The 25,407-nt window shown below is 57.1% G+C and carries 28 protein-coding genes; 12 read left to right on the top strand and 16 right to left on the bottom strand.

Translation table 11 applies throughout. The annotated features are described in order from the left end of the window. The first annotated feature begins 4 nt into the window (after positions 1 to 4). Complete coding sequence (locus AAC060_RS02025) at positions 5 to 1,252, top strand: cytochrome P450 (RefSeq protein ID WP_339822358.1); 1,248 nt, start codon at positions 5 to 7, stop codon at positions 1,250 to 1,252. A 22-nt stretch (positions 1,253 to 1,274) separates the two neighbouring features. Next, positions 1,275 to 2,045, top strand: coding sequence for an SDR family oxidoreductase (locus AAC060_RS02020; RefSeq protein ID WP_339822356.1), 771 nt, complete (start codon positions 1,275 to 1,277; stop codon positions 2,043 to 2,045). Positions 2,046 to 2,125: 80 nt separating this feature from the next. Here the strand turns inward: AAC060_RS02020 and AAC060_RS02015 are convergent, their stop codons facing one another. From AAC060_RS02015 to AAC060_RS02005, 3 genes are all read right to left on the bottom strand, one after another. Then, positions 2,126 to 2,857 carry a hypothetical protein gene (locus AAC060_RS02015; protein ID WP_339822354.1) on the bottom strand — a complete coding sequence of 244 codons (732 nt, stop codon included), beginning with the start codon at positions 2,855 to 2,857 and terminating at the stop codon, positions 2,126 to 2,128. Positions 2,858 to 2,970: 113 nt separating this feature from the next. After that, entirely contained in the window at positions 2,971 to 3,408 is a 438-nt protein-coding gene (locus tag AAC060_RS02010) for a DUF1330 domain-containing protein (protein WP_339822351.1), read from the bottom strand. A gap of 11 nt (positions 3,409 to 3,419) precedes the next feature. Beyond that, complete coding sequence (locus AAC060_RS02005) at positions 3,420 to 3,971, bottom strand: GNAT family N-acetyltransferase (RefSeq protein WP_339822348.1); 552 nt, start codon at positions 3,969 to 3,971, stop codon at positions 3,420 to 3,422. A gap of 44 nt (positions 3,972 to 4,015) precedes the next feature. Here AAC060_RS02005 and AAC060_RS02000 point away from each other — a divergent pair, with 44 nt between their 5' ends. Next, the gene (locus AAC060_RS02000) at positions 4,016 to 4,282 is read left to right on the top strand and encodes a hypothetical protein (RefSeq protein ID WP_339822346.1); all 267 of its coding nucleotides are present in this window, start codon (positions 4,016 to 4,018) and stop codon (positions 4,280 to 4,282) included. Positions 4,283 to 4,355: 73 nt separating this feature from the next. Continuing rightward, positions 4,356 to 5,282 carry an EamA family transporter RarD gene (gene rarD / locus AAC060_RS01995; protein ID WP_339822343.1) on the top strand — a complete coding sequence of 309 codons (927 nt, stop codon included), beginning with the start codon at positions 4,356 to 4,358 and terminating at the stop codon, positions 5,280 to 5,282. On the opposite strand, the gene pyrC is transcribed toward rarD, so the two are convergent. Then, a complete protein-coding gene (gene pyrC, locus AAC060_RS01990) occupies positions 5,273 to 6,313 on the bottom strand; it encodes a dihydroorotase (protein WP_339822340.1) in 1,041 nt (346 codons plus the stop codon). The genes rarD and pyrC overlap by 10 nt on opposite strands. Positions 6,314 to 6,365: 52 nt before the next feature. Here pyrC and AAC060_RS01985 point away from each other — a divergent pair, with 52 nt between their 5' ends. Further along, entirely contained in the window at positions 6,366 to 7,118 is a 753-nt protein-coding gene (locus tag AAC060_RS01985; protein ID WP_339822337.1) for a folate-binding protein, read from the top strand. Between the two features lie 114 nt (positions 7,119 to 7,232). Here AAC060_RS01985 and AAC060_RS01980 read toward each other — a convergent pair whose 3' ends face one another. The 4 genes from AAC060_RS01980 to hisS all read right to left on the bottom strand — a co-directional run bounded on the left by AAC060_RS01980 (position 7,233) and on the right by hisS (position 11,407). Next, on the bottom strand, positions 7,233 to 7,937 hold the full coding sequence (locus AAC060_RS01980) for a DUF4167 domain-containing protein (protein WP_339822335.1): 705 nt from the start codon (positions 7,935 to 7,937) through the stop codon (positions 7,233 to 7,235). Positions 7,938 to 8,173: 236 nt separating this feature from the next. Continuing rightward, positions 8,174 to 9,022 (bottom strand): peptide chain release factor N(5)-glutamine methyltransferase, encoded by an 849-nt coding sequence (prmC, locus tag AAC060_RS01975; protein ID WP_339822332.1) that lies wholly within the window; start codon positions 9,020 to 9,022, stop codon positions 8,174 to 8,176. Beyond that, positions 9,003 to 10,079: a peptide chain release factor 1 gene (prfA, locus tag AAC060_RS01970; RefSeq protein WP_339822329.1), complete on the bottom strand. Its 1,077-nt coding sequence runs from the start codon at positions 10,077 to 10,079 to the stop codon at positions 9,003 to 9,005. The genes prmC and prfA overlap by 20 nt, the downstream gene beginning before the upstream one ends. Continuing rightward, entirely contained in the window at positions 10,076 to 11,407 is a 1,332-nt protein-coding gene (hisS, locus tag AAC060_RS01965; RefSeq protein WP_339822327.1) for a histidine--tRNA ligase, read from the bottom strand. Before hisS ends, prfA begins: the two co-directional genes overlap by 4 nt. A 120-nt stretch (positions 11,408 to 11,527) precedes the next feature. Between hisS and AAC060_RS01960 the strand changes: the two genes are divergently transcribed. From AAC060_RS01960 to AAC060_RS01930, 7 genes are all read left to right on the top strand, one after another. Then, entirely contained in the window at positions 11,528 to 13,468 is a 1,941-nt protein-coding gene (locus AAC060_RS01960) for a peptidase M61 (protein ID WP_339822325.1), read from the top strand. Between the two features lie 14 nt (positions 13,469 to 13,482). Continuing rightward, positions 13,483 to 14,016, top strand: a complete 534-nt coding sequence (gene ppa / locus AAC060_RS01955; RefSeq protein ID WP_339822322.1) for an inorganic diphosphatase — start codon at positions 13,483 to 13,485, stop codon at positions 14,014 to 14,016. Between the two features lie 11 nt (positions 14,017 to 14,027). Beyond that, positions 14,028 to 14,327: a hypothetical protein gene (locus AAC060_RS01950; protein WP_339822319.1), complete on the top strand. Its 300-nt coding sequence runs from the start codon at positions 14,028 to 14,030 to the stop codon at positions 14,325 to 14,327. Between the two features lie 13 nt (positions 14,328 to 14,340). After that, on the top strand, positions 14,341 to 14,856 hold the full coding sequence (locus tag AAC060_RS01945) for a GNAT family N-acetyltransferase (protein WP_339822317.1): 516 nt from the start codon (positions 14,341 to 14,343) through the stop codon (positions 14,854 to 14,856). 244 nt (positions 14,857 to 15,100) lie between these two features. Then, positions 15,101 to 16,300, top strand: a complete 1,200-nt coding sequence (gene sucC, locus AAC060_RS01940) for an ADP-forming succinate--CoA ligase subunit beta (protein WP_339822315.1) — start codon at positions 15,101 to 15,103, stop codon at positions 16,298 to 16,300. A 211-nt stretch (positions 16,301 to 16,511) separates the two neighbouring features. Further along, positions 16,512 to 17,258 carry an electron transfer flavoprotein subunit beta/FixA family protein gene (locus tag AAC060_RS01935; protein ID WP_339692738.1) on the top strand — a complete coding sequence of 249 codons (747 nt, stop codon included), beginning with the start codon at positions 16,512 to 16,514 and terminating at the stop codon, positions 17,256 to 17,258. Further along, positions 17,258 to 18,187, top strand: a complete 930-nt coding sequence (locus AAC060_RS01930; protein ID WP_339822313.1) for an electron transfer flavoprotein subunit alpha/FixB family protein — start codon at positions 17,258 to 17,260, stop codon at positions 18,185 to 18,187. Before AAC060_RS01935 ends, AAC060_RS01930 begins: the two co-directional genes overlap by 1 nt. Positions 18,188 to 18,365: 178 nt before the next feature. Here AAC060_RS01930 and AAC060_RS01925 read toward each other — a convergent pair whose 3' ends face one another. The 8 genes from AAC060_RS01925 to AAC060_RS01890 all read right to left on the bottom strand — a co-directional run bounded on the left by AAC060_RS01925 (position 18,366) and on the right by AAC060_RS01890 (position 25,382). Further along, on the bottom strand, positions 18,366 to 18,728 hold the full coding sequence (locus tag AAC060_RS01925; protein WP_339822311.1) for an iron-sulfur cluster assembly accessory protein: 363 nt from the start codon (positions 18,726 to 18,728) through the stop codon (positions 18,366 to 18,368). Between the two features lie 111 nt (positions 18,729 to 18,839). Further along, positions 18,840 to 19,370, bottom strand: a complete 531-nt coding sequence (locus AAC060_RS01920) for an SUF system Fe-S cluster assembly protein (RefSeq protein ID WP_339822308.1) — start codon at positions 19,368 to 19,370, stop codon at positions 18,840 to 18,842. 9 nt (positions 19,371 to 19,379) lie between these two features. After that, positions 19,380 to 20,615 (bottom strand): SufS family cysteine desulfurase, encoded by a 1,236-nt coding sequence (locus tag AAC060_RS01915; protein ID WP_339823767.1) that lies wholly within the window; start codon positions 20,613 to 20,615, stop codon positions 19,380 to 19,382. Between the two features lie 50 nt (positions 20,616 to 20,665). Further along, on the bottom strand, positions 20,666 to 21,418 hold the full coding sequence (locus AAC060_RS01910) for a SufD family Fe-S cluster assembly protein (protein WP_339822305.1): 753 nt from the start codon (positions 21,416 to 21,418) through the stop codon (positions 20,666 to 20,668). Between the two features lie 148 nt (positions 21,419 to 21,566). Continuing rightward, the gene (gene sufC / locus AAC060_RS01905; protein WP_339822302.1) at positions 21,567 to 22,316 is read right to left on the bottom strand and encodes a Fe-S cluster assembly ATPase SufC; all 750 of its coding nucleotides are present in this window, start codon (positions 22,314 to 22,316) and stop codon (positions 21,567 to 21,569) included. 70 nt (positions 22,317 to 22,386) lie between these two features. Beyond that, the gene (gene sufB, locus AAC060_RS01900; protein WP_339823765.1) at positions 22,387 to 23,847 is read right to left on the bottom strand and encodes a Fe-S cluster assembly protein SufB; all 1,461 of its coding nucleotides are present in this window, start codon (positions 23,845 to 23,847) and stop codon (positions 22,387 to 22,389) included. Between the two features lie 44 nt (positions 23,848 to 23,891). Continuing rightward, positions 23,892 to 24,413 (bottom strand): SUF system Fe-S cluster assembly regulator, encoded by a 522-nt coding sequence (locus tag AAC060_RS01895; protein WP_339822299.1) that lies wholly within the window; start codon positions 24,411 to 24,413, stop codon positions 23,892 to 23,894. A gap of 126 nt (positions 24,414 to 24,539) precedes the next feature. Next, positions 24,540 to 25,382, bottom strand: a complete 843-nt coding sequence (locus tag AAC060_RS01890; RefSeq protein ID WP_339822296.1) for a DUF6597 domain-containing transcriptional factor — start codon at positions 25,380 to 25,382, stop codon at positions 24,540 to 24,542. Positions 25,383 to 25,407: the final 25 nt, after the last annotated feature.

Here is a 25,407-nt window from a genome sequence, read left to right as displayed (position 1 = left end):
TGTCATGAACGAAGCCGTGTCAAAATCCCTTTTTCAACCGGATATTCTGGTTGATCCCTTTGAATTTTATGAAGAGAAGCGCGCCAAGACGCCGGTCTTTTTTGACGAGGCAAGCGGCACATACGTGGTTCTGGACTATGAGCTGATATCGGAAGCTGTCGGTCGGCTGGATGATTTTTCGAATAATTTCAATGCACTGCTTTCTGGCGGTAAATCCGACGAAGAGCTTGAGAATGATGCGGAATTGCAGGCGATACAGGCAAAGGGCTGGCCGCAGGTCAATACCTTGCTGACCGCAGACCAGCCGGTCCACACGCGGTTCCGCAAACTGGTCAACCTCGCCTTTTCCATGCCCAAAGTGAACAAGCTGGAAGACAGCATGCGGGAGATGTCGAACGAACTGATCGACAATTTCATCGACAAGGGCGAATGCGAATTTGTCGATGAATATGCGATTCCGATGCCGGTCCGGACCATTGCCGTGCAACTGGGCCTCGATGTCGCCGATGCCCACACGATCAAACGCTGGACAAATGCCTTTGTCGACCGGCTTTCCGGCATGATGACACGCGAACGGCAACTGGAAACCGAGCGCGAGGTGGTCGAATATCAGCACGCGCTGAAGGCCAATATGGATGAACGGCGCAAGGAAGCGAAAAACGATATCCTCTCTGACCTGGTCAACGCCCAGGTTGACGGTGAACGGCCGCTCGATGATGCAGAATCCCTGTCCATCGTCCAGCAGCTGATGGTCGCCGGCAATGAAACCACAACCGCAGCGCTGGCCGAAGGCATGCGTCTTTTTGCCACCAACCCGGATCAGTACAAGAAAATCCAGGATGATCCTTCGCTGATCCCCAATGCGGTGGAAGAAGTGCTGCGCATGTCGAGCGGCTCTTCCGGCATCTGGCGAGTGATGCACCGCGACGCCGAACTCGGTGGTGTGATGCTGCCCAAGGGCGCGATGGTGATGATGCGTTATCACGCCGCCAACCGCGACCCTAAGCAGTTTGAAAATCCGAACGAATTTCAGGTCGACCGCAAGAATGCGCGCACCCATCTCGCTTTCGGCAAAGGCATCCACATGTGCGTCGGCAATATGCTGTCACGCAAGGAACTGACCGTATCATTCCAGCAATTTGCCAAGCGTATCGATAATATCCGGATCAAGGAAGGCGCTGAACTCAACTATCCGCCCAACATGATGTTGCGCGGGTTAAGCAATCTGCCGATCATTTTCGACAAGAAATAGGCCAAAGAGACAGGAATATATAATGGGTATGATGGACGGAAAAGTCGCGCTGATTTCAGGCGGCGCGGAAGGCATTGGCGGCACCGCCGGACGACGGGTTATCGATGAAGGTGGCTCGGTGATGCTGGCCGATATCCAGATCGACAAGGCGAAAGAGCTGGCGGCCTCTCTGGGTGACCGCGCGGATGCGGTCGAGTTGGACGTGCGCAACCTCGAGCAGTGGCAAGCGGCAGTCGACGCCACCAAGAAGCGCTTCGGCAAGATCACCACCCTGTTCAATGTCGCGGGCATTTCCGAGCCCGGATCGGTTGACGAGGTTGATCTGGACAGCTGGAACCGGACCATAGATATCAACATGCAGGGCACCTTCTACGGTTGCCGTGTCGGCCTCCCCGCAATCCTGGAAAGCGGCGAGGATGGCGCGATCGTCAATATCGGGTCAATGCTGGCCATGCGTCCCGGCGCGCAGTTCGCAGCCTATTGCGCCAGCAAGGCGGCGGTCACCTCGCTAAGCAAATCGCTCGCGCTCCATTGTGCTGCCGAGAAATATCCGGTGCGGGTGAATACGGTGCATCCCGGTGCCATCGACACGCCGATGTACCAGCGCTATCTCGCGGCCTATCCTGGGCCGCATGACGAAGCGGTGGAACTGTTCAACCGCAACCATCCGATCAACCGGGTCGGCCAGGCGGTCGAAGTTGCCAATGCGATGCTATGGCTGGCGAGCGACCTGAGCAGCTTCACCACCGCCAATGACATCACCGTCGATGGTGGCGGCAGCTACCGCGAATAGAATAAAAAAAGGTGGCCGGAGCGGGCCACCTTTCGATGCCGGACAATGTGTAATGCGACGTCCGGCGCTGTTTTTCTGATCTAACGACCGTTGCTGGCGACAATATCGACAACCGTTCCGCCACCCGAGCGCTCGTTCAGGGTGATCACATAAGCACTGTTGGCGTTCGGTTTTGAGCCTCCCAGAACATGCTCGCTGCCGCGCAAGAGATATTCGGCGTCATATCCGCCACGCTTTGCCTGGGTGTAATAGAAATCGACGATGCTCTTGATCGGCGTCGCGGTGGTGAAACTGACAACGCGAAGATCGCATTTGCCAGCCGCTTCCTGCACATTTGCCTTTGGATAAACCGCAAATTCCGGTGGCATCTTGTTCGCCCAGCCCATGTCATAGGTCAGCTTTTCCTTGCATACCGGCTTGTTCTGCCGCGTCTCCTGCAGTTCGGCTTTGTCGCCCAGCGTCAGGCCTTCATCGGTCGATGTCATCTGTCGGGGCTTTGGCGCAGCAAGAATCTTTCCGCCAAGCGCTGCCTTGGCAGCGGCTCTCCCGTCTTCACCGGTCCCCGGCGGCACCGAGCCATCCGCTGCACCATTGGCACCGCGAATGGCGTTGCGGTTTGCCTGGTCCGTGAGATCAGGGTCGACCAATATGGCATCTTCCAGCGCATCATTCATCGCCGGGTCGGAGGTCAGGTTATCGTCCAGTTTCGCCAGCTCTTCTTCGCTGGCTTCATTGCTCCCGCAAGCGGCGAGCGTTAGCGGTAACGCAAAAGCTGCTGCGGACAGCAATAGAGAACGGGAAAAATGTGACATGCAATTTGCTCCTGAATATGGCGGAACAGATGCATCAAAAAGCGTTAATATTTCGTTAGGGAATTTGGTTAATCCGGTGACTATTCGTTAACCCTTTGTGCCAATTCGGGATTTCATCCGAACGTTTCAGGTCCGTCGATTTCGCCAAAACGAATCAACCGGGATGTCAGAACAGCCGCCTGGCGATTGACTACCGCCTTTTTATAATCGGGGTCAGTGACCATTTCCAGGAACGCGCCGCTATTCGGATAATAAGCGATGAAAGAGGAATCCCACTGCTTGTCATCCGGCCCGGTCACCATAGATTCCATTTTCCCCCGCCAGATGATCGTGCCGCCCACCCGCTGGAATATCGGGCCGCTGGTCTTGCCATATTCTTGATAGGCGCGTTCGCCGCTCCATCCCTTGCCGGCATTGGGATGATCCGCAGGATATTGTGCCACCTGATGGAAACGCAGCAGATTGAGCATGTTGATCGGCACATCGCGGGGCAGCGCCTTGAATGCGTCAAAGCTTTCCCGCGTGGGATCCACATAGTGATCTTCGACCATGGTCTGCTCTCCTACTGAAACTGCTTTCTATTCTCTTGCCACTGTTCGCGCGATTGGCCCCAGTCGTCAACCCGTGCATCCTGATAGGGCGCAGGCAGCGTCGTTGGCCCGCGATTGGTTGAACCTACCCGCTCCGCCAATCTGATCGACGCCAGATTATCCGGATCAATCGTATGACAGATATCGCTCCAGCCGAGCGTATCGACGGCATAGTTCATGCTCGCGACGGCAGCTTCCAGAGCATAGCCCTTGCCCGCATATTCCGGCGCGACACCCCAGCCCACCTCGGTGCCGGGCCAGCTGTCGGGATACCAGGGACCGATACGGCCAATCCACTTGTTGCTATCTTTGAGAATCAGCGAGAACATCGCATAGCCGCGAACATGCCAGGCACCGACCATGGAACATAGATCCCGCCAGCTTTCGGCCCGGCTTTTGACTCCGCCAATGAAAGTCATTGTGGCTTCATCGGACTGAAACCTCGCCCACTCTTCGAAATCATCACCATTGGGCGGACGCAGGATCAAGCGTTCGGTTTCAATTCTGATATCATCAATAGCCATGGTCATCCCTCTCCGGGGAGCAAATCTACAACGACCCAGGCAATTTGAAAATACTTGAAATATCGGTGCGTTATGCCTATAATACAGTTATGTTCAATCTGATCTCAATTTTCATCGGCGTCATTGCCCTCATTCTCTCTTTCATCGGTCTGGTTCCCCTGTTGGGATGGACCAACTGGCTGATCTTGCCGATCGCCGGGATCGGTGCGCTATTCGGCCTCATCTCCTCGCGCACCAGCGGTATGTATTTCTGCATCATCGTCATGGGCATCTGCGCCTTGCGGCTGTGGATCGGTGGCGGCATTATCTGATCAGGTTCCGGGTTTTCCCGGGGATAGGATTTCTTGATTGCCCGGTGGCCACGGTCAGCTTAATCGCTGAACTATGTCCACTGCGCCATCCACCAGCCGAATCGGTCTCGTACAGGCACTGATCGCGTGCCTGTTCTGGGGCTTGATGCCCGTCTATTTCAAGCTGCTGCAAAGCGTTGACGCGCTGGAAGTTGTCGCGCATCGTATCATCTGGTCGGTACCACTGTTGCTCGTCATCCTCTATTTCCGGAGAAATCTTGTTGGTCTGGGAGCCGCCCTGGCGGACCGAAAATTGCGTTGGGCGATGCTGGCCAGCGCCTCGCTAATTGCCGCCAACTGGCTGATCTATGTCTGGGCCGTGCATGAGGATCATATTCTCGCAGCCAGTCTCGGTTATTTTATCAGTCCGCTGCTCAGCGTCTTGCTCGGCAAGTTATTTCTCGGTGAAAAGCTCTCCCGCAACAAATGGATTGCCATAGCCATAGCCGTCGTAGGCGTTTCCGTTCTGGCCGTGCAGGCGCTGGACACGCTCTGGATCAGCCTCGCGCTGGCCATTTCATGGAGCAGCTATGGACTGGTCCGCAAGATCGCGGATATCGGACCGATCGTGGGGCTGACGGTCGAGACGGGGATGTTATTCCTTCCCTTCATCCTATTTCTGGTCTGGCTGGTTTTCGGCGCGGCGCCATCCTCCACCAGCGTGCATCTTGGCGATGACCGGATGATTGATCTGTTGTTGATCGGCGGCTCCATCGTCACCGCGATCCCGCTGCTATTATTCGCCTCGGCAGTCAAGAAAATGACCCTCGGCGCTATCGGATTGTTGAATTATCTCGCGCCGACGATCCAGTTTCTGGTCGGCGTGCTGGTCTACAAGGAAGCGCTGACACCATCGCACATCATTTGTTTCGTGCTGATCTGGATCAGCCTGGCGATCTATTCGACCGATAATATTCTTGCAGGCAAGGCAGAGCGGAAAGCGATCGCCGGTCAGGCCTGAACGATATGCCAAACCAGTTCGGAACCCGCGTGAAAGGGAACGAGCGTGGAGCCACCGGTTTCGAGACTGTCGGGCACAACAAAACTGCTCCGCTCCAAAGTCACGCGCTCTTCGTTGAGCGGCAAGCCGTAAAATTGCGGGCCATGTAAGGACGCGAAGCCCTCCAGCCGGTCGAGCGCGCCTTCTTCATCGAACACCGCGGCATAGCTCTCCAGCGCATAAGGCGCGTTGAAAATACCGGCGCAACCGCATGCGGATAGCTTGGCGTGAATTTCATGCGGCGCGCTGTCGGTACCGAGAAAATATTTCGCAGACCCCGAGGTGGCTGCCTTGCGCAGCGCCAGCCGGTGTAGCTCGCGCTTGGCAACGGGCAGGCAATAAGCATGGGGACGAATTCCGCCGGTGAACATGGCATTGCGATTAATATGCAGATGATGCGGCGTGATTGTTGCCGCAACGTTGGAACCTGCACTATCGACAAACTGCACCGCTTGCGCGGTCGTGATATGCTCGAACACGACTTTCAGGTCCGGCAGTGCACCGATCAGTTTTTCCAACACCCGCTCGATAAACACGGCTTCGCGGTCAAATATGTCAATATCGCCATCGGTCACCTCGCCGTGCACCAGCAGCGGCATGCCAATATCCTGCATCCGTTCGAGCACCGGCATGATATGCGCTACATCGGTCACCCCGTGCGCGCTGTTGGTCGTGGCATTGGCGGGATAGAGTTTCGCGGCAGTGAAGATTCCTGCTGCGTGACCCGCAGCGATATCATCCGCGTCCGCATCATCGGTCAGATAGCAGGTCATCAGCGGCGTGAAATCCGACCCGGCCGGCAAAGCTGCCATGATCCGGTCGCGATAGGCAGCCGCACTGGCAGCGCTGGTCACCGGCGGCGAAAGATTGGGCATGATGATCGCCCGGCCAAATTGTTTCGCGGTAAACGGAGCGACCGCTTCCAGCATTGCGCCGTCGCGTAGATGCACGTGCCAGTCATCCGGACGGCGAATAGTAATCGTATCGGTCATATAGCTCCGCGCAAGGCTTGGTTTTTCGGTTCGTACACCCTACCTAAATGCCATGACCGAAACCAGACTTAATGACCGCGCCGTCATCCGCCTCTCGGCAACGGACGGGTCCGAAGACATCCGGCAGTTTCTGCAAGGGCTGGTAACGCAAGACACCACCGCTGTTATAGCAGGCGCGCCCCAATGGGCAGCGCTGCTTACCGCGCAGGGGAAAGTGCTGTTCGATTTCTTCCTGTGGGCCGAAGGCGATGATATATTGATCGACTGCGAGAAGGAGCAGGCCGAGGGACTTGTCCGCCGCCTGAAACTCTATCGGTTAAGGCGAAAGATCGAGATCGCTCTGGATGATTCGGTGAATGTTCACTGGGCTTTGGCAGCTGAAAACAAGCCGGTCGATCCCCGCTTGCCCGCATTGGGCCACCGCTGGCTGGAAGACGCGAGCAACGGTGACAGCGCGGACGAAGATTTTCGAAAGCACCGCCTGTCGCTCGGCGTGACCGAAGGAACCTGTGAACTCGGCAGCGACAAGACCTTATGGCTTGAATGCAACGCCGCAGAACTGAATGGCGTCAGCTTTACCAAGGGCTGCTATGTCGGACAGGAAAATACCGCACGGATGAATTACCGGCAAAAGGTCAACCGGCGACTGGTCGTCGTCCCGATCGCGCAAGCCGATGAAAAGCGCCAGCGTATCGCCTATCCCGCCGATGATCTGTCGGTTGAACATCGGCGCGTCGACGATTTGAAAGGGCTTGATCTCCCCGGCTGGCTGGCAGCAGCCATTGAGGGACTGGACGCCCCATAATCGCAGCGCCGCTGTTGACCGGGCCTGCGATGAACGTCCGATTGGCCGCAGTTTCGCGATGAGCGCCAGCCATAGCTGGATACTCATCGCTATCTGATTCCGGCCAAACGGGTCTTAGGCGGCGTCGCCTTCTTCAACCGGCTTCGGCTTGGGAACACGCTTTTTACGCGCCGGTTTCTTTTCAACTTCGACCTCGATCGATTGCGAAATCGCTGGCGGCAGAGCGCTGGCATCTAGACCGTTTGACTCACCGTTCTGCTCCGCTGTGTCGTTGCGGGTTGCTACAGTTTCAACCTTGCGCGGACGGCGGCTACGAACCGGCTTTTTCTCTTCGGTCGTATCATTCGCTGCTATATCGCTATTATTATCGCGACTTTCGCGATTGTCCCGGTCTTCACGCGGCGGACGATTTTGCTGTACCTGCTGTGGCCGGCCGCGACCATTGTCACCATCATTGTCGTTTGAATCGCTCTGGCCTGAAGCATTGCCGCGATTGTCACCCCGATTATCCGACCGATTGTCTCCACGCGGCTCTTCACGGGCGATCCGCTGTTCTTCGCGGCGAGCCACGGTATCAGCATTGACCCGGAAATAATGATCGGCGAATTGATGATAATATTCGGCCTGGACACGGTCGCCATTGACCTGTGCATCCTGCGCCATTTTCTTGAATTTATCGAGCATCTGCGCTGCATTGCCACGGGCGCGGCTATCGATCCGGTTATCGCGGTCCGACCCACCACTACGGTTGCCCTGGGGGCGGTTATTATTATTGGTGTTCCGGCCACGTCCACGGCGGCTAGGCTGACGATTGTTCATCAAATTTTAGGTATCCTTATACCGTTTATAAACTTGGTCTTTCTCAAGTTATAGCCACGCGCTGGTGGCAATTGCGCTGCAGACAACCCGTTCACAGCGGCCCATACAAGACAAATTCTCGCCGAAAACCAGCAAAATTATCAAGTTGGGGGCAGGCCAGGGATTTAGGGAAAAGCCAGAAATCATCTGCGCCTGTACAAGTCTTAGCGACTCGCCTCGTCAAAACCAAGCCCTTTTTACCGCCGGAGGATTAACAAACGATCATTTTTTCCCAAATCTTTCTTTAATTCAATATGATAGCCGTTGTCGGAGGCCAATTCCGAAACCTCATCCGCTTGATCGAAACCGATTTCGAGCAAGGCCATTCCGGTGGGCGAAAGCAGGTTTTCGAGCCCGGGAATGATGATCCGATAATCATCCATTCCGTCTTCTCCGGCGAACAGCGCCCGATGGGGTTCATATTCGGCCACATCCGCAGACAATTGGGCGTTGGTCGAGACATAGGGCGGGTTGGCAAGGACCAGATCGAAACCGGAACCGAGTGGCCCAGTCCAGTCTGGCAGCGTCCAGTCGAGCAGCAGAAACTTGGACTGGTCGGCCAGTCCCAGCGCATCGGCATTATTATGGGCAATTTGCAACGCAGCGGTGCTGGCATCGATACCCAGGCCGCTGGCCGCGGGAAATTCGTTGAGCGCCGCGAGCAATAGCGCACCACTGCCCGTACCCAGGTCCAATATCCTTTGCGGATGCTGTGCTGCAAATAGGCGAACCGCTTCCCCGATCAGCAATTCGCTGTCGGGACGGGGTATCAGGACATCCGAGCTGACTATAAAATCGAGCCCCCAGAATTCTTTCGTGCCGATGATATGGGCAATCGGTTCGGATTGCCGGCGCCGTTCGAGCAGCGCAGAAAACTCAGCCGGTGCGGCCAATTCCGGCAGTTTCAGCAACAGATCGGCGCGCTCCATTTTCAGCGCATGCGCCATCAGCAATTCCGCATCGAGTCGCGGACTGTCGGAAATTTCGCCTAATATCTTTGTCGCTGCGCGCAAAACACCGGCGACATCACCCATCCAGATTGGCAAGCCGGCTGGCTTCATCCTCTGCGATAAGCGCATCGACCATTTCACCCAGCGCCGTGCCCTCGATAATTTCGGGCAGCTTGTGCAGCGTCAGGTTGATCCGGTGATCGGTGACCCGGCCTTGCGGATAATTATAGGTGCGAATACGCTCCGAACGATCGCCGGAACCGACCATCGACTTGCGTGCTTCGGCTTCCTCGCTTTGCACGGCATCGCGCTCCTGCTCATACATCCGCGCCGCCAGCACCTTCATCGCCTGCGCCTTGTTCTTGTGCTGGGATTTACCATCCTGGCATTGCACAACCAGACCGGTCGGCAAGTGAGTGATGCGGATCGCACTATCGGTCTTGTTAACATGCTGGCCACCGGCGCCACTCGCCCGATAGGTGTCGATGCGCAGATCCTCGGTGCGGATCTTGATATCGACTTCTTCCGGCTCCGGCAGAATTGCAACCGTCGCGGCAGAGGTGTGGATGCGCCCGCCGCTTTCCGTCTCCGGCACGCGCTGCACCCGGTGGACACCGGATTCGAACTTCAGCTTGGCGAACACGCCCTTGCCCTGGATATTGGCGACGACTTCCTTGAACCCGCCGACTTCCGAAGCATTGGCGGAGATCATCTCGACCTTCCAGCCCTGATCCTCGGCATAGCGCGTATACATGCGGTACAGATCACCGGCGAAAAGCGCGGCCTCGTCACCGCCGGTACCAGCACGGATTTCGAGCATCGCGGGCCGGTCGTCGGCGCTGTCCTTGGGCAGCAACTGCAGCGCGAGCGCATGTTCGGCCTTTTCAAGCGCCTTCTTCACGCCATCGACCTCGTCGGCGGCCATCGCCTTCATCTCGGCGTCATCGCCCGCGAGCATTTCGGCGAGCTCGTCTTTCTCGTCACGCAGGGATTTCACATTGGCAGCAGCCTCGGCGACCGGTTCGATTTCGGCATATTCCTTGGAAACAGCGACAAATTTTTCGCTGTCCAGATCGCCCGAAGCCATCATCGCCTGAAGCTCGGCAAAACGCGCCTCGATCTGCGCCAGTCTCTGGGGGGTGATGGCGGTCAATCATTGTCTCCCGATGTCTTTACATCCTGTTCCAAAGACAGGAGTTCGGAGTCGAGATCATCAAGCTCATCCGTGAATCTCAGATCCCACATTTTTTCAATGACTTCCGCAACGTCCAACCCGGTTTGCTCACCCGTAGCTAGATTTTTGAACTGCAGCTTGCCGGAGGCCAGCTCGTCCTCGCCGATGATGATTGCCGCCAAAGCACCCGCCTGATTGGCGCGTGCCATCCGTTTCTTGAACTTTCCGCTTCCGAATATATCGGCTGAAAATCCGGTTTTGCGCAGCTCGTTCGCCACCGACAGCGCCTTGACCGTGGCTTCATCGCCCATCGGCACGATGGCCAGCTCCAGAGATGCTTCCGGCACTTCGGTCAGCAACATACCGAGCCGCTCGATACCGGCAGCCCAGCCGACAGCGGGGGTCGCGGGGCCACCGAGAGTCTCGATCAAACCATCATAGCGTCCGCCAGCCAGAACCGTACCTTGTGCGCCCAGCCGGTCGGTGACAAATTCAAACGCGGTATGGCGATAATAGTCCAGCCCACGCACCAGACGGCTGTTGCGCGTCCAGACCACACCGCAAGCATCCAGCCCTTCGGTGACCTGAGCGAAAAATTCCTTCGCTTCGGTCGACAGATAGGCGTCAATATCCGGAGCCGCATCGGCGATCGGGCGGTCCTGCCGTTCCTTGCTGTCGAGAATCCGCAGCGGATTGCGCTCCAGCCGGTCCTGACTGTCCTCGGACAGGTCCTTGCGGTGCGCCTGAAAATGCTCGACCAAAGCGTCGCGCCAGGCATCCCGGCTTTCCGCGTCGCCCAATGTATTGAGCTGCAGGGTCACGCCATCGGCAATACCCAGTTCCTGCAGAAGCTGGTCGGCGAAACAAAGCAATTCGACATCCGCAGCCGCTTCGCCCGCCCCGATAATCTCTGCGTCGAGCTGGTGAAACTGCCGGTAGCGGCCCTTCTGCGGCCGCTCATAGCGGAATATCGGGCCGTGGGCGGAGAGTTTGAGCGGCATGTGCTGCTGCCAGCCATTGGTCAGGAAAGCGCGCGAAATCCCCGCAGTAAATTCGGGCCGCAGGGTCAGGCTGTCGCCACCGCGATCCTCGAAACTGTACATTTCCTTGGAGACGACATCGGTGGTTTCGCCGAGCGAACGGGCGAATACCGCGGTCGGTTCAAACACCGGCATTTCGACGCCCTTATATCCGTATAGCCGCCGCACGCGTTCAAACGTCTCCACAACATGCTGGAAGCGCTCCTGCTCTTCGCCGAAGATATCCTGGGTGCCGCGTACGGGCTGGGGTGTCTGTATCTTTGCCATAGGGAGCGCTTTAGCCAGTGAAGCGGCAAAGCGGAAGTGGCTTATTTCCAGCAAGCCTCTGGACGAAAGTTCCGAAAAGCGCCATTCAGACTCGCTCGTCACTATAGGGGTTTTCTACGCATGCGTCTGGTTGGCATATTGGGTCTGATCTTGGCCTTCACCATTTCTACAACGGCGGCAGCCATGCCGGACAGCCTTAGCAAACCCAGCTATGTCGCGCCGCAGGAGACGATTCCCGCACCGCAGGATATTGCCTATCCCGGCACCATGACCCTGACAGTCGATGCCCGCGACCATGATCAGGGAATTTTCCGTGTCACCCAGACTATTCCCGTGGCCCAAACCGGTCGCCTTACCTTGCTCTACCCCGAATGGCTCCCCGGCAATCACGCGCCGCGCGGCGAGATCGAGAAACTCACCGGACTGGAATTCACCGCCAATGGTGAAATATTACCGTGGGTCCGCGACGACGTCGATGTCTTTGCCTTTCATCTGACGGTTCCGGAAAATGTCAGCACGATTACCGCGAAATTCCAGTTTGTCTCGGCCACCACCAGCAGTCATGGCCGCATTGTCATGGCACCAGCCATGCTCAACCTGCGCTGGCATCAGGTTTCGCTATATCCGGCCGGCTATTATGTCCGGCAAATTCCGGTCGAGGCGACCGCCATTTACCCGGATGGCTGGCAGGCCGCGAGCGCCATGCGGCCCAAATCACGGACCGGTAGCAGGATTGCCTATGAAAAAACCGACTATGATACTTTGGTAGACAGCCCGGTTTTCGCCGGACAATATTTCCAGACCCATCAGCTGACCAGCCGGGTCCATCTCAACATCGTCGCGGATGACGCAAAATTCCTGAAGCCTAAAAAGGCCCAACTCGCTCCGCATATAAAACTGGTCAAGGAAGCCGAAGCGCTGTTCGGCAGCCACCCCTATGACCGGTACGATTTTTTGCTCGCGCTCACAGAGGAGATGGGCGGCATTGGTCTGGAGCATCACCGCTCATCCGAAAATGGCGTGGACCGGGAATATTTCACCGACTGGGATAGCGGCCCGGGCCGCCGCAACCTGTTGCCGCACGAAATGACCCATGCGTGGAATGGCAAATATCGCCGTCCCGCCGGCATGTGGACGCCCGATTTCCGGCAACCGATGCGCGACAGCCTGCTGTGGGTCTACGAAGGACAGACGCAATTCTGGGGCTATGTGCTCGGCGCACGGTCCGGTCTCTATTCGGAGCAGGATACGCTCGACGCCCTCGCTGCCATCGCCGCGGGCATCGACCAGCGGGTCGGACGGAGCTGGCGGCCGTTGATTGATACCACGCTTGATCCGATCATCGCGGCGCGGCGGCCGAAACCCTGGACCAGCTGGCAGCGATCCGAGGATTATTACAACGAGGGCTTGCTGGTCTGGCTCGAAGCGGACCAGATCATCCGCCGGGAATCAGGCGGTAAAAAATCGCTGGAGAATTTTGCGCGGGACTTTTTCGGCGGCAAAAATGGCGATTGGGGTGTGGTCACTTATGAACGGTCGGATGTCATCGCTGCCCTCAATAAGGTCCAACCCTATGACTGGGCCGAATTCATTGAAGAGCGGGTTTACCAGACCGGCACAGAAGCACCCAAAAACGGTCTCGTTCTCGGCGGCTATCGGCTTGTCTATGTCGACACGCCGAGCGCCTATATTCTGGCCAATGACAAGCGCCGGAAACAGCTCGATCTAAGCTACAGCATCGGTCTGATCATGGGCGGCAAGGGGACTATAAAATCGGTGATCTGGGACAGCCCGGCCTTCAAGGCAGGCCTCAAACCCGGCCTCACCATCTCGGCGGTCAATGGCAAGGCCTATAGCGACGAAGCGCTGAAACAGGCGGTCGAGGAAAATCGCGGGGCAGAAGGTACAATCGAAATTTTTGCGAAAAATGGTGAGGCCTATCATAACTTTATGGTCGACCATTCCGGTGGCCTGCGCTATCCGGCGCTCGAGAAAATCACCGGAGAGGGTGTTGATCAAGAAAGCGGCATAGACCGTCTGTTGCAACCGAAAACCAGATAAGGAATCCCTTTTCCATGGATATTAACAAAATTCCGATTGGCGATAACCCGCCAGAAAGCCTGAACGTCGTCATTGAAGTTCCAGTTGGTGGCGAACCCGTCAAATATGAATTCGACAAGGCATCCGGCGCGCTGTTCGTCGATCGTATCCTGCACACTCCGATGCGCTATCCGGCCAATTACGGCTTCGTTCCGCACACTTTGTCGCCCGATGGTGATCCGCTAGATGCGCTGGTTGTAGCGCGTTCGCCCTTCATGCCAGGCTGCGTCGTGCGCTGCCGTCCGATCGCGGTGCTCAACCTCGAAGACGAACATGGCGGTGATGAAAAATTGCTTTGCGTGCCGATCGACGCGACATTCCCATATTATCGCAAGATCGACGAAGGCAATGATTTGCCCGAAATCGTGATGCAACAGATCGAGCATTTCTTCACCCATTATAAAGACCTAGAGCCAGAAAAATGGGTCCGGGTTGGCAAATGGGGCGATGCTGACGATGCCAAGCGCGTCATACTCGAAGCCATTGAACTGGCGAAATCCAAGAAATGAACGCGAACCGGATGATTTGGGGGGTGATAGCGCTGTCGGCACTTGCCGGTTGCGCAACCCCCGAAACCCGGGTGCGCAACGGGTTGATGAGCGCAGGACTTTCTGCGCCGATATCGGCCTGCATGGCGGACCGGATGGTTGATCGGCTATCCCTCGGGCAACTGGGCAAGCTAAATGGTCTCGGCAAGCTCAAGAAACGCAATCCGGGCGATGTGACGTTCAAGGAATTCGTCAAACAGACCCGCTCGCTCCAGGATCCGGAAATCGTCGGCGTAGTCACGTCATCCGGGCTAATCTGCGCGGTTAAATAGGCGCGACGCAAAGATGTCCGGCATTTCCATTCGACTAGCGACCGTCGATGATGCAGCGTTATTGCCGGATATAGAGAGATCGGCAGCCAAGGCTTTTCTGACCATAGCTGGCTTGGAGTGGATCGCCGGCGACACGGTAATGTCCGCTGAACTACACCGGTCCTACATTGATGAAGACACAGTCTGGGTAGCGACGGCGGGAAAGCGCTGTATCGGGTTCGTCACAACGGCAACATACGGCGATGCGTTACATATAGTCGAACTGTCGGTCGAGGATGGGCAGCAAGGCAAAGGCGTCGGTCGACGTTTGCTGGAGACAGCCAAAGAATATGCGAAGGAAAACGGCTTGGCCGCTCTCACCCTGACAACTTTTCGAGACCTGCCTTTCAACGAGCTATTTTACCAGAAGCTGGGCTATCAGACGCTGGAAGAGAACGCGCTGCCGGAACGACTCGCGGACATACTCAAGGCGGAAGTCGAGAACGGCCTTCCCGGCGATCGGCGCTGCGCCATGCGGCTGCCGCTGTAAAAGCGCTGGGCTTAAGGGCATATATTCCGGAGAGTCGAATTTTTTAGCTATGTTCCGGCGATTTTCCCGATTCTCGTGAACATTTCCGGTTGCGGTCGATGCTATGTCGGGGAACAGACTAGGACATCTGATAATTATCACGAAACAGGGTGGAAATAGGGACCTGACTGTGCTTTAGCCGTGCCAAATTAATCGCTTGTCTTGAGACTCAAGACCTCCATTTTGAAAGGTGCTTACCCTTCCCATGAACATCCACGAATATCAGGGCAAGGAACTGCTTGCCAAACACGGCATCGCCGTTCCTGCCGGCTATGCCGCGCTCTCCGTTGAAGAAGCAGTCGCCGCGGCCGAAAAGCTTCCCGGACCGCTTTATGTGGTCAAGGCCCAGATTCACGCAGGTGGACGCGGCAAGGGCAAATATCAGGAACTGGGTCCGGATGCCAAAGGCGGCGTGCGGCTGTCGAAATCGATCGACGAAGTGCGTGCCAATGCAGAAGAAATGCTCGGCAACACATTGGTCACGATCCAGACCGGCGACGCTGGCAAGCAGGTCAACCGCCTCTATGTCACCGACGGCGTCGATATCGAGAAAGAATTCTACCTCTCGATGCTGGTCGACCGGGCCAGTGGCCGCGTTGCAATCGTCGTTTCCACCGAAGGCGGTATGGATATCGAGGAAGTCGCGCATAGCACGCCAGAAAAAATCAAGACGATCACCATTGATCCGGCGCAGGGCTTCATGCCGCATCACGGACGCACCATTGCTTTCGCGCTGGGGCTGGACGGCGACCTGAACAAGCAGGCGCAGAAGCTCGGCAAGAAGCTTTATGAAGCCTTCATGGCGATGGATTGCGAGATGGTCGAGATCAACCCGCTGGTGGTGACCGAGGATCAGCAATTGATCGTGCTCGACACCAAGATGAGTTTCGACGGCAATGCGCTGATGCGCCATCCCGATATCGCCGCGCTGCGCGACGAAACCGAAGAAGATCCGGCAGAAGTCGAAGCCAGCAAATCCGATCTCGCCTATATCAAGCTCGACGGCAATATCGGCTGCATGGTCAATGGTGCCGGTCTGGCGATGGCGACGATGGATATCATCAAGCTCAATGGCGCCTTTCCTGCCAACTTCCTCGACGTTGGCGGCGGCGCGACCAAGGAAAAGGTCACCGCAGCATTCAAGATCATTCTCGCCGATCCTGCGGTCGAAGGCATTCTCGTCAACATCTTTGGCGGCATCATGAAATGCGACATCATTGCCGATGGTATTGTTGCCGCGGCGAAGGAAGTGGAACTAGATGTGCCGCTGGTCGTTAGACTGGAAGGCACCAACGTTGCGAAGGGCAAGGAAATCCTGGCCAACAGCGGTCTGCCAATCGTATCGGCCGATGATCTGGGCGATGCAGCAAAGAAGATTGTTGCACAGGTTAAAGCAGCAGCCTGAATAGAATTCTCCCCTCCTCTTCAGAGGAGGGGATCAAGGGGTGGTGGTGATGCGCATGCATCGCTCGCGCAAGCGACAGGACCGACTGCTCCACCCCAACCCTTCCCCTAAAGGAGAGGGGCTAAGCATTTGCTGCACCGCAGCGCAAAAACTTGACGTTTACGTGAACGTAAGTTAATCGCGTAGTGAAATTTAAAAAAAGGAAACAGCAATGAAAATCCTGGTACCCGTAAAACGGGTCATAGATTATAACGTGAAACCGCGGGTCAAATCCGACGGCAGCGGCGTCGATCTCGCCAATGTCAAAATGTCGATGAACCCGTTTGACGAAATCTCCGTCGAAGAAGCGATCCGCCTGAAAGAGGCTGGCAAGGCAGAAGAAATCATCGCCGTTTCGGTTGGGCCGCAAAAGGCACAGGAAACGCTGCGTACCGCACTCGCCATGGGCGCGGACCGGGCAATTCTGGTAGTGACCGACGAAGAAGTCGAACCGCTCGCAGTCGCCAAAATCCTCGCGAAGATCGTCGAAGAAGAAGCACCGAAGCTGGTCATCACCGGCAAGCAGGCAATCGATGACGATTCGAACCAGACCGGCCAGATGCTCGCAGCCTTGCTCGGCTGGGGCCAAGGTACCTTCGCCAATGAAATCGATATTGATGGCGACAGCATCACCGTCAAACGCGAAATCGATGGCGGCCTGCAGACGGTCAAGCTGAACCTGCCCGCCGTGGTCACCACCGACCTGCGCCTCAACGAACCGCGCTATGCGTCGCTGCCGAATATCATGAAGGCAAAGAAAAAGCCGATGGATGAGAAAACGCCAGCCGATTATGGCGTCGACATCAGCCCGCGTCTGACCACCATCACCGTCACCGAGCCCCCGGTTCGCCAGGCTGGTGAAAAGGTCGAAGACGTCGATGCGCTGGTCGCGAAACTCAAAGCTGTGGGAGCGATCTGATGAAAACTCTTGTACTCGTAGAACATGACAACACGAATATGAAAGACGCGACGCTGGCTGTTGTCACCGCCGCGTCGCAACTGGGCGAAGTCCACGCTCTGGTCATCGGCTCCGGCTGCGGCAGCGTTGCCGAACAGGTTGCCAAGGTTGCCGGTATTGCCACCGTCCACGTTGCCGACGATGCCTCGCTGGAACATCAGCTTGCGGAAAATGCCGCACCGCTGATCGCCAGCCTGATGGAAACGCATGACGCGTTGCTCGCGCCAGCGACCACCACCGGCAAGAATATCGCTCCGCGCGTCGCAGCTTTGCTCGACGTCATGCAGATCAGCGACATTCTCTCGGTCGAAAGCGAAGACACGTTCACCCGGCCGATCTACGCCGGCAACGCAATTGCTACGGTCAAATCTTCCGATGCCAAGAAAGTCATCACCGTTCGCGGCACGGCTTTTGACAAAGCGGCAACCGAAGGCGGCTCCGGCACGATTGAAGCCGTTGGCGGCGCCAGCGATGCTGGCCTGTCCAGCTTCGTCAGCGAAGAAATCGCCAAATCCGAACGGCCTGAACTGACCAGCGCAAAAATCATCGTCTCCGGCGGTCGCGCTCTGGGTTCGTCCGAGAAGTTCGAAGAAGTGATCACGCCACTGGCAGACAAGCTCGGCGCCGGCATCGGTGCCTCGCGCGCCGCAGTCGATGCGGGCTATGTCCCGAACGACTATCAGGTCGGCCAGACCGGCAAGATCGTCGCTCCGGAAGTCTATATCGCCATCGGCATCTCCGGCGCGATCCAGCATCTCGCAGGCATGAAAGACAGCAAGATCATCGTCGCGATCAACAAGGACGAAGACGCGCCGATTTTCCAGGTTGCGGATATCGGACTGGTTGCGGATCTGTTTGATGCGGTGCCGGAACTGACTTCGAAGGTTTGAAGCCAGCGCGGTGCCACGCCCCACTCGTCATGCTGAACTCGTTTCAGCATCCCTCGAGAGGCTGGCGCGAACCGCATGAGATCCTGAACCAAGTTCAGGATGACGAAATAAGAAATAAAAAGACCCCGGTGTTTTCACATCGGGGTCTTTTTATTTGCTACTGTGTCTGGCAAAACACCTAAACCGTGAAACTCTCCCCACACCCGCAAGCACCCTTGGCGTTCGGATTCTCGAACACAAAGCCAGCGGTGAAATCATCTTCCACCCAGTCCATCGTGCTGCCGATCAGGTAGAGCACCGATCCGCCATCGACGTAGAACAGCCCACCGGGGGTGACGATCTTCTCGTCGAACGGGACTTCCTCGGTGATATAATCGACCGAATAGGCCAGGCCCGAGCAGCCGCGGCGCGGGGTGGATAGCTTTACGCCGATCGCGTCTTCTGGCGCTTTGGCCATCAGGTCGGCTATGCGCTGCTCCGCGCCGGGCGTCAGGATGATCGCGGCGGGTATTTCGCGGGTCTTGGTTTTTGTCTCGGTCATATTCTTGCTCCAAATTCTCCCTCCCCTTCAGGGGAGGGATCAAGGGAGGGAGAGTCATGGTGAACACCCCCCTCTCCCGACCCTCTCCCCTGAAGGGGAGAGGGCTTTATATTACAACATCCCCAGTTCAAGCTTCGCTTCGTCGCTCATCTTCTGCGGGTCCCATGGCGGGTCCCAGACGAGATTGACTTCGGCGTGGCCGACGCCGGGCACGCTGCCGACTTGCAGCTCGATCTCGCCGGGCATGGATTCGGCGACCGGGCAATGCGGCGTGGTCAGTGTCATGGTCACAATCGCGTGATTATCCGGCGTAATCTCGACGCCATAAATCAGGCCGAGATCATAGATATTCACCGGAATTTCCGGGTCAAAAATGGATTTGAGCGTATCGATCACTGCCTCGTAAACATCGCCACCGGCTTCGCCAGCAGGGGTCTCGGCTGGCTTCTGCGCCAGAAAGCCCTCAAGATAATCCTTCTTGCGATTGAGCTTTGCCGCGTCGGTTTCCGCTTCATAGGGCGAAGGTGCCATCACCGGGGCCGGCTTTTCCGTGGGAATATCCACCGCATCCTCAACCTTCGCCAGTTTCGGCTTTTCGACCGACTTGACTTCTTCCACCAATATTTTGCGTTCTTCGTTCATATCGTCACCTTACCCGAAAATCTTTCTGACCCGATTGATGCCGTCCACCAGAGCGGCGACATCATTGTCATCACTGTAAATCCCGAAACTCGCCCGCGCCGTCGCCGGTACGCCGAGATAGTCCATCAACGGCTGCGCGCAATGATGGCCGGCGCGTATCGCAACGCCGCCTTCATCCAATATAGTGGCGACATCATGCGGATGCACGTCGCCGACCGCGAAACTTAATATGCCCATGCTCTTGTCCGGGCCAAAAACCCGCACCGAGTTGATCCCGGACAAGGCTTCGCGCGCCTTGGCTAGGGTAGCATTTTCATGCTCGGAAATCACATCAAGACCGATACTTTCGACATATTGGATCGCTGCATCCAGCCCGACCACGCCAACAATATGCGGCGTCCCCGCCTCAAAGCGACCCGGTGGCGGCGCATAGGTGGTGCCGTCAAAAGACACGCGATCAATCATCGACCCGCCGCCCTTCCAGGGAGGCATGGCTTCGAGTGTTTCGTAAGGCGCCCACAAAGCACCAATGCCCGTCGGTCCGTAAATCTTGTGGCCGGAGAATACATAAAAGTCGCAACCGAGGTCCTGCACATCAACCGGCAGCCGCGGCGCGGCCTGACAGCCGTCGAGCAACAGTTTCGCGCCAACCTTGTGCGCAATAGCCGCAGCCCGTTTCGCGTCGAGCAAAGACCCGAGCACGTTGGAAACATGCGCCAGCGCGACCAGCTTGTGTTGTTCGGTCAGATGATCTTCGATCCAGTCGAGATCAATCTGGCCATCACCGGTCAGCGGCGCGACATCGATATGCGCCCCCACCCGCTCGGCCAGCATCTGCCAAGGCACGATATTCGAATGATGCTCCAGCTGCGACAGCATGATCCGGTCACCCTTGGAGATATACTTGTTACCCCAGCTTTCGGCGACCAGATTGATACTGTCGGTCGCGCCACTGGTGAAGACGATTTCATTCTCGGATGCAGCGCCGAGAAAGCCCGCCACCCGTTTGCGCGCGGCTTCATAGGCAAGCGTCATATTGGCGGAGCGCGCATAGACACCGCGGTGGACGGTGGCGTAATCCGGGCCGTAGGCGCGCGCGATGGCGTCTAGTACGGCCTTTGGTTTCTGCGCGGTGGCTGCGGAGTCGAGATAGTGCCAGTCGGCGCCGACACCGGGAAAATCGGCACGATAAGATGCCGCAACACCGTTCGTGTCGAGCGCAGTCGAGACACCGCTACCGGCCACAACCGGCTTCTCGACTTCGCTCGACACGAACGGAAGAGAGCTGCTCTCGCTCACGACAAAGCCTCCAATACCTCAAGCGCCTTGCCTTCAATCGCGTCCCGCACCGCATCATCATCAACCGAAACAAATGCATCGGCAATAAACGCCTGCAGCATCAGCTTCTTCGCCAGCGTCGGCGGCAGGCCGCGCGAAGCCAGGTAGAACAAAGCCTGCTTGTCGAGCTCGCCAACGGTCGCGCCATGGGCGCATTTCACATCATCGGCGAAAATCTCCAGCTCGGGCTTCGCGTTGGCGGTCGCGCCGCGATCGAGCAGCATCGATTTGACCGACTGCGCCGCATCGGTTTTCTGGGCGTGGCGGGCCACGTTGATGCTGCCGAGGAAGCTTCCGGTCGCCGTATCCGCCAGGACCGAGCGCACCACCTGGTTGGAAGTCGCATTGGGTTCGGCGTGGATCGTCTCGGTAACGATTTCCAGCGTCTGCTTGCCCGACCCGAGAATCGCGCCGCCCAGTTCAAAATGCGAGCCATTGCCCAAAGTCGCCTTGACCTGAATCCGGCCATAGTCGGCATTATGCGCCAACACATGGATGTTGAACGTCGCATTGTCGCCAATGGTGACATCGAGATCGATCATGCCAACGCCGTCGATCACCGGCAGTTCGGCAATCTGCCGCGAAACAGTTTCACCTGCCGGCACATTGATTTTCTCTGGTCCGTCGAGCTTCGCCCAAACGGTTTCAAGCGCTTTGAGATCGGCGTAGCGCCAGCTCTCGTCACGACGCGTAGGGAGCGGAGCGGTCATATTTTCCTCCCTGTGCCGAAGGCATGGGGAGGGGGGCTATGCGAAGCATGGTGGAGGGGTAATGCGCGAACCGCCCCTCCGTCACGCCGATGGCGTGCCACCTCCCCATGTCCTGCGGACACAGGGAGGAAAGAGTTAGCGCGTAACATCATGCCGCCTCCGCGATCGCTTCATAGCCTTCATTCTCAAGCTGAAGCGCCAGTTCCGGTCCACCGGTCTTCACAATCCGGCCGTCCGCCAGCACGTGAACAAAATCCGGCTTCACTTCGTCGAGCAGGCGTTGATAATGGGTGATCAGCAACACCGCCTTGTCGGGCTTGCGCATGATCGCGTTGATACCCGAACCCACGGTGCGCAGCGCGTCGATGTCGAGGCCGCTGTCGGTCTCGTCGAGAATCGCCAGCTTGGGATCGAGAATGCCCATCTGGACCATCTCGTTACGCTTTTTCTCGCCGCCGGAGAAACCGACATTGACCGCGCGCTTGAGCATATCCATGTCCATCTTGAGCAGCGCCGCCTTTTCCTTGGCGAGCTTGATAAACTCGGCACCATTGAGCGCCTCTTCGCCACGCGCCAGCCGCTGTGCATTCAGGCTCTCGCGCAGAAACTGCAGGTTGGAAACGCCGGGAATTTCGACCGGATATTGGAAGCCGAGGAAGATACCCGCCGCGGCCCGCTCATGCGGATCGAGCGCGAGCAAATCCTGTCCGTCAAAACTCGCGCTGCCTGCGGTCACTTCATAACCGGGCCGTCCGCCGAGCGCATAAGCCAGTGTCGACTTACCGGCCCCATTGGGCCCCATGATCGCATGGATTTCGCCCGCGTTTAGTTCGAGCGAAAGCCCCTTGAGGATTTCGGTGTCGCCGACTGTGGCGTGGAGATTTTCAATTTTTAGCATTTGGTTTCTTTTCAATTACGAATTTTATGGTTTTGTCCTGAGCGGGTGCAACCTCGGAGCTCGACGCCTATCACCCGACCGAACCTTCCAGCGAAATCGCCAGCAATTTCTGCGCTTCGACCGCAAATTCCATCGGCAGTTCCTTGAGCACTTCCTTGGCAAAGCCGTTGACGATCAGGCTCACCGCCGCTTCTGCATCCAGCCCGCGTTGCTGGGCGTAGAACATCTGGTCGTCGCTGATCTTGCTGGTCGTCGCTTCATGCTCGATCGTCGCGGTCGGATTCTTGACCTCGATATAGGGCACAGTATGCGCGCCGCTCTGGTCGCCGAGCAATAATGAGTCGCACTGGGTGAAATTGCGGACATTTTCCGCATTGGGTCCAACCCGCACCAGACCGCGATAGGTGTTGTCGCTGTGACCGGCGCTGATGCCTTTGGAGATGATCGTCGAACGGGTGTTCTTGCCATTGTGGATCATCTTGGTGCCGGTATCGGCCTGCTGATAATTGTTGGTCAGCGCGACGGAATAAAATTCGCCAACGCTGCCCTCGCCGTTGAGGACGCAGCTCGGATATTTCCACGTCACCGCGCTGCCGGTCTCGACCTGGGTCCAGCTGATCTTGCTGTTCTTGCCCTGGCAGAGCCCGCGCTTGGTGACGAAATTATAGATGCCGCCCTTGCCGTTCTCGTCGCCGGGATACCAGTTTTGCACGGTCGAATATTTAATCTCCGCATCATCCATCGCGACCAGTTCCACCACGGCAGCGTGCAGCTGATTCTCGTCGCGCATCGGTGCGGTGCAGCCTTCGAGATAGGAGACGTAAGAGCCTGCTTCGGCGACAATCAATGTCCGCTCGAACTGACCGGTATTTTCCGCGTTGATCCGGAAATAGGTGCTGAGCTCCATCGGGCATTTCACACCCTTGGGGATATAGACAAAGGTGCCGTCGCTAAACACGGCGCAATTGAGCGTGGCGAAATAATTGTCGTGCATCGGCACAACTTTGCCGAGATATTTTTTGACCAGTTCGGGATATTCCTTGATCGCTTCCGAAATCGAGCGGAAAATCACGCCCGCATCTTCCAGTTCCTTGCGGAAGGTGGTCGCCACCGACACGCTGTCAAACACCGCGTCCACGGCAACCTTGCGCGCGCCTTCGACGCCGGCGAGGACCTTCTGCTCCTCGATCGGTATACCGAGCTTTTCATAGATGCGCAGGATTTCCGGATCGACTTCGTCGAGCGAACCCAGCTTTTCCTTGGCCTTGGGCTCGGCGTAATAATAAGCGTCCTGATAATCGATCATCGGGATTTCCAGCTTCGCCCAGTCCGGCGATTCCATCTTTTCCCACTGGCGGAAAGCCTTGAGACGCCAGTCGAGCATCCACTCGGGCTCGCCCTTCTTGTCGGAAATGAACCGCACCGTGTCTTCGTTCAGACCCTTGGGCGCGAAATCCTGTTCGATGTCCGACGACCAGCCGAATTCATAGGCACTCGCCTTGTCGACCGCTTCCTGCGCTTCGGCATTCATTTCCGTGCGTTCTGCGTCATAGTCAGAGGTTTTGACTGAATCACTCATAGCATTATCCCGTTCGTGTCGAGCGAAGTCGAGACACTCCGCCCGCTGTCACCGTCTCTCGATTTCACTCGAGACGAACGATGGTTCATGTTTGTTGAAGGCAAATCCGACAGGCTGGCCAGGCTGACATCGTCCAGCGCTTCGCGGATCGTCCGATTAATCACGCCCCAATGGGGTTTCACTGTACAACCACTCTCCAGCACGCAATCATGATTGCCGTCGATCGTGCAGCAGGTGATCGCCAACGGGCCTTCGACTGCCTCGACAATATCAGCAAGGCTGATTGATGACGGTGGTCGGGCGAGCCGGATGCCACCGCCGATGCCGCGGGTCGATTCGAACAGGCCAGCGGCGGTCAAGCGGCTAACCAGTTTTTTAGCCGTGGGCAGCGGGACGCCGGTTTCCTGCGAGAGCTTGGTTGCGTTGAGCTTGCCTTCCGCGAGCAGCGCAGCACCACAATGGCGCGCGGCGGCGGACATCAGGACTACGGCATAGTCGGCAAGGTTGGAAAGGCGCATATTTCTCGAATCGCTGGGGGTTAAAAACTAAACAAGACTGATTTAGTCTCATTTATCCAACATTGCAAGCGCAGCGCGGCTTCAAGCGGTTTGAAAAAAGCAAAAACATGCTTCCAATTCTTCCAATCACGTATCGGAAGTGAGCGGTGCAATCTTGCCCTTCAGATCACCGCGCTGGTCGATCAGCCGGGCGGTTTCGCCCTCGCCGACGCGAAGCTGGGTCGGGGTCACACCGGCGAAGAATTTCACTTCGCGGATCATATGCGACTGATCGTAAAAGGCATCGATCAGCTCGATCAGCTCTTCTTCATTATGTTCGGCATAGGCCCGGGCCGCACGCAATGCGCGATATTTGCGCGCCAGATATTTGGGTGGCATGCCGTAGAGCTTGTTCACCGTGCGCAGAACCTGCCGAGAGCTTTGCGTCGACTGTTCCATCAGCCGGCCGACCGGCGGCGAGGGTTCCGACGACAGCCATTCGTCGATCATCTTGGTGAATGCAGCCGTTTCCGGCTTCAGGCGCGGTTTCAGTGCCCGGTAGATCTTGTCCGCCCAGGCCACCATCTCTTCCGGGGTCTTGCATCCCCGGAAATATTCAAGATTTTTGTCGATTTCCTGGCTGAACACCTCGGCGGCCTTAACCGCCCGATCGGTATAGTCCGCTGCCGATTTTCGCGTGGAGATTGCCCAGCCCGCTGGCAATATGCCCACTCCGAACATCCGGAACGGCCCGGTCACGTCAAAATGCATCGCCCCCGTCGACGGTCCCTGCAACATCGCATCTTCGGCCGGAAAACGGCTACCATCTGCGAAACTGATGACCGCGCTGCCTTCCAGAAGAAAGCGCAATTGCGCGATCGCCGCTCGCTCGTTATCGGCAAAACGTGCCTGATCCACCTCGAACAGATAATAGACCGAGACTAGATCCCGGACATCCTCTGCAGGCGCAAAATATCTCAAACTAACCAAGTTACGACCCCTCGATCTACCCTCC

The organism is uncultured Parasphingorhabdus sp., from assembly GCF_963975555.1.
Classification (GTDB): Bacteria; Pseudomonadota; Alphaproteobacteria; order Sphingomonadales; family Sphingomonadaceae; genus Parasphingorhabdus.
The sequence above is the reverse complement of the archived record's forward strand: the minus strand, read 5'-3'. Positions and strand labels throughout refer to the sequence as shown.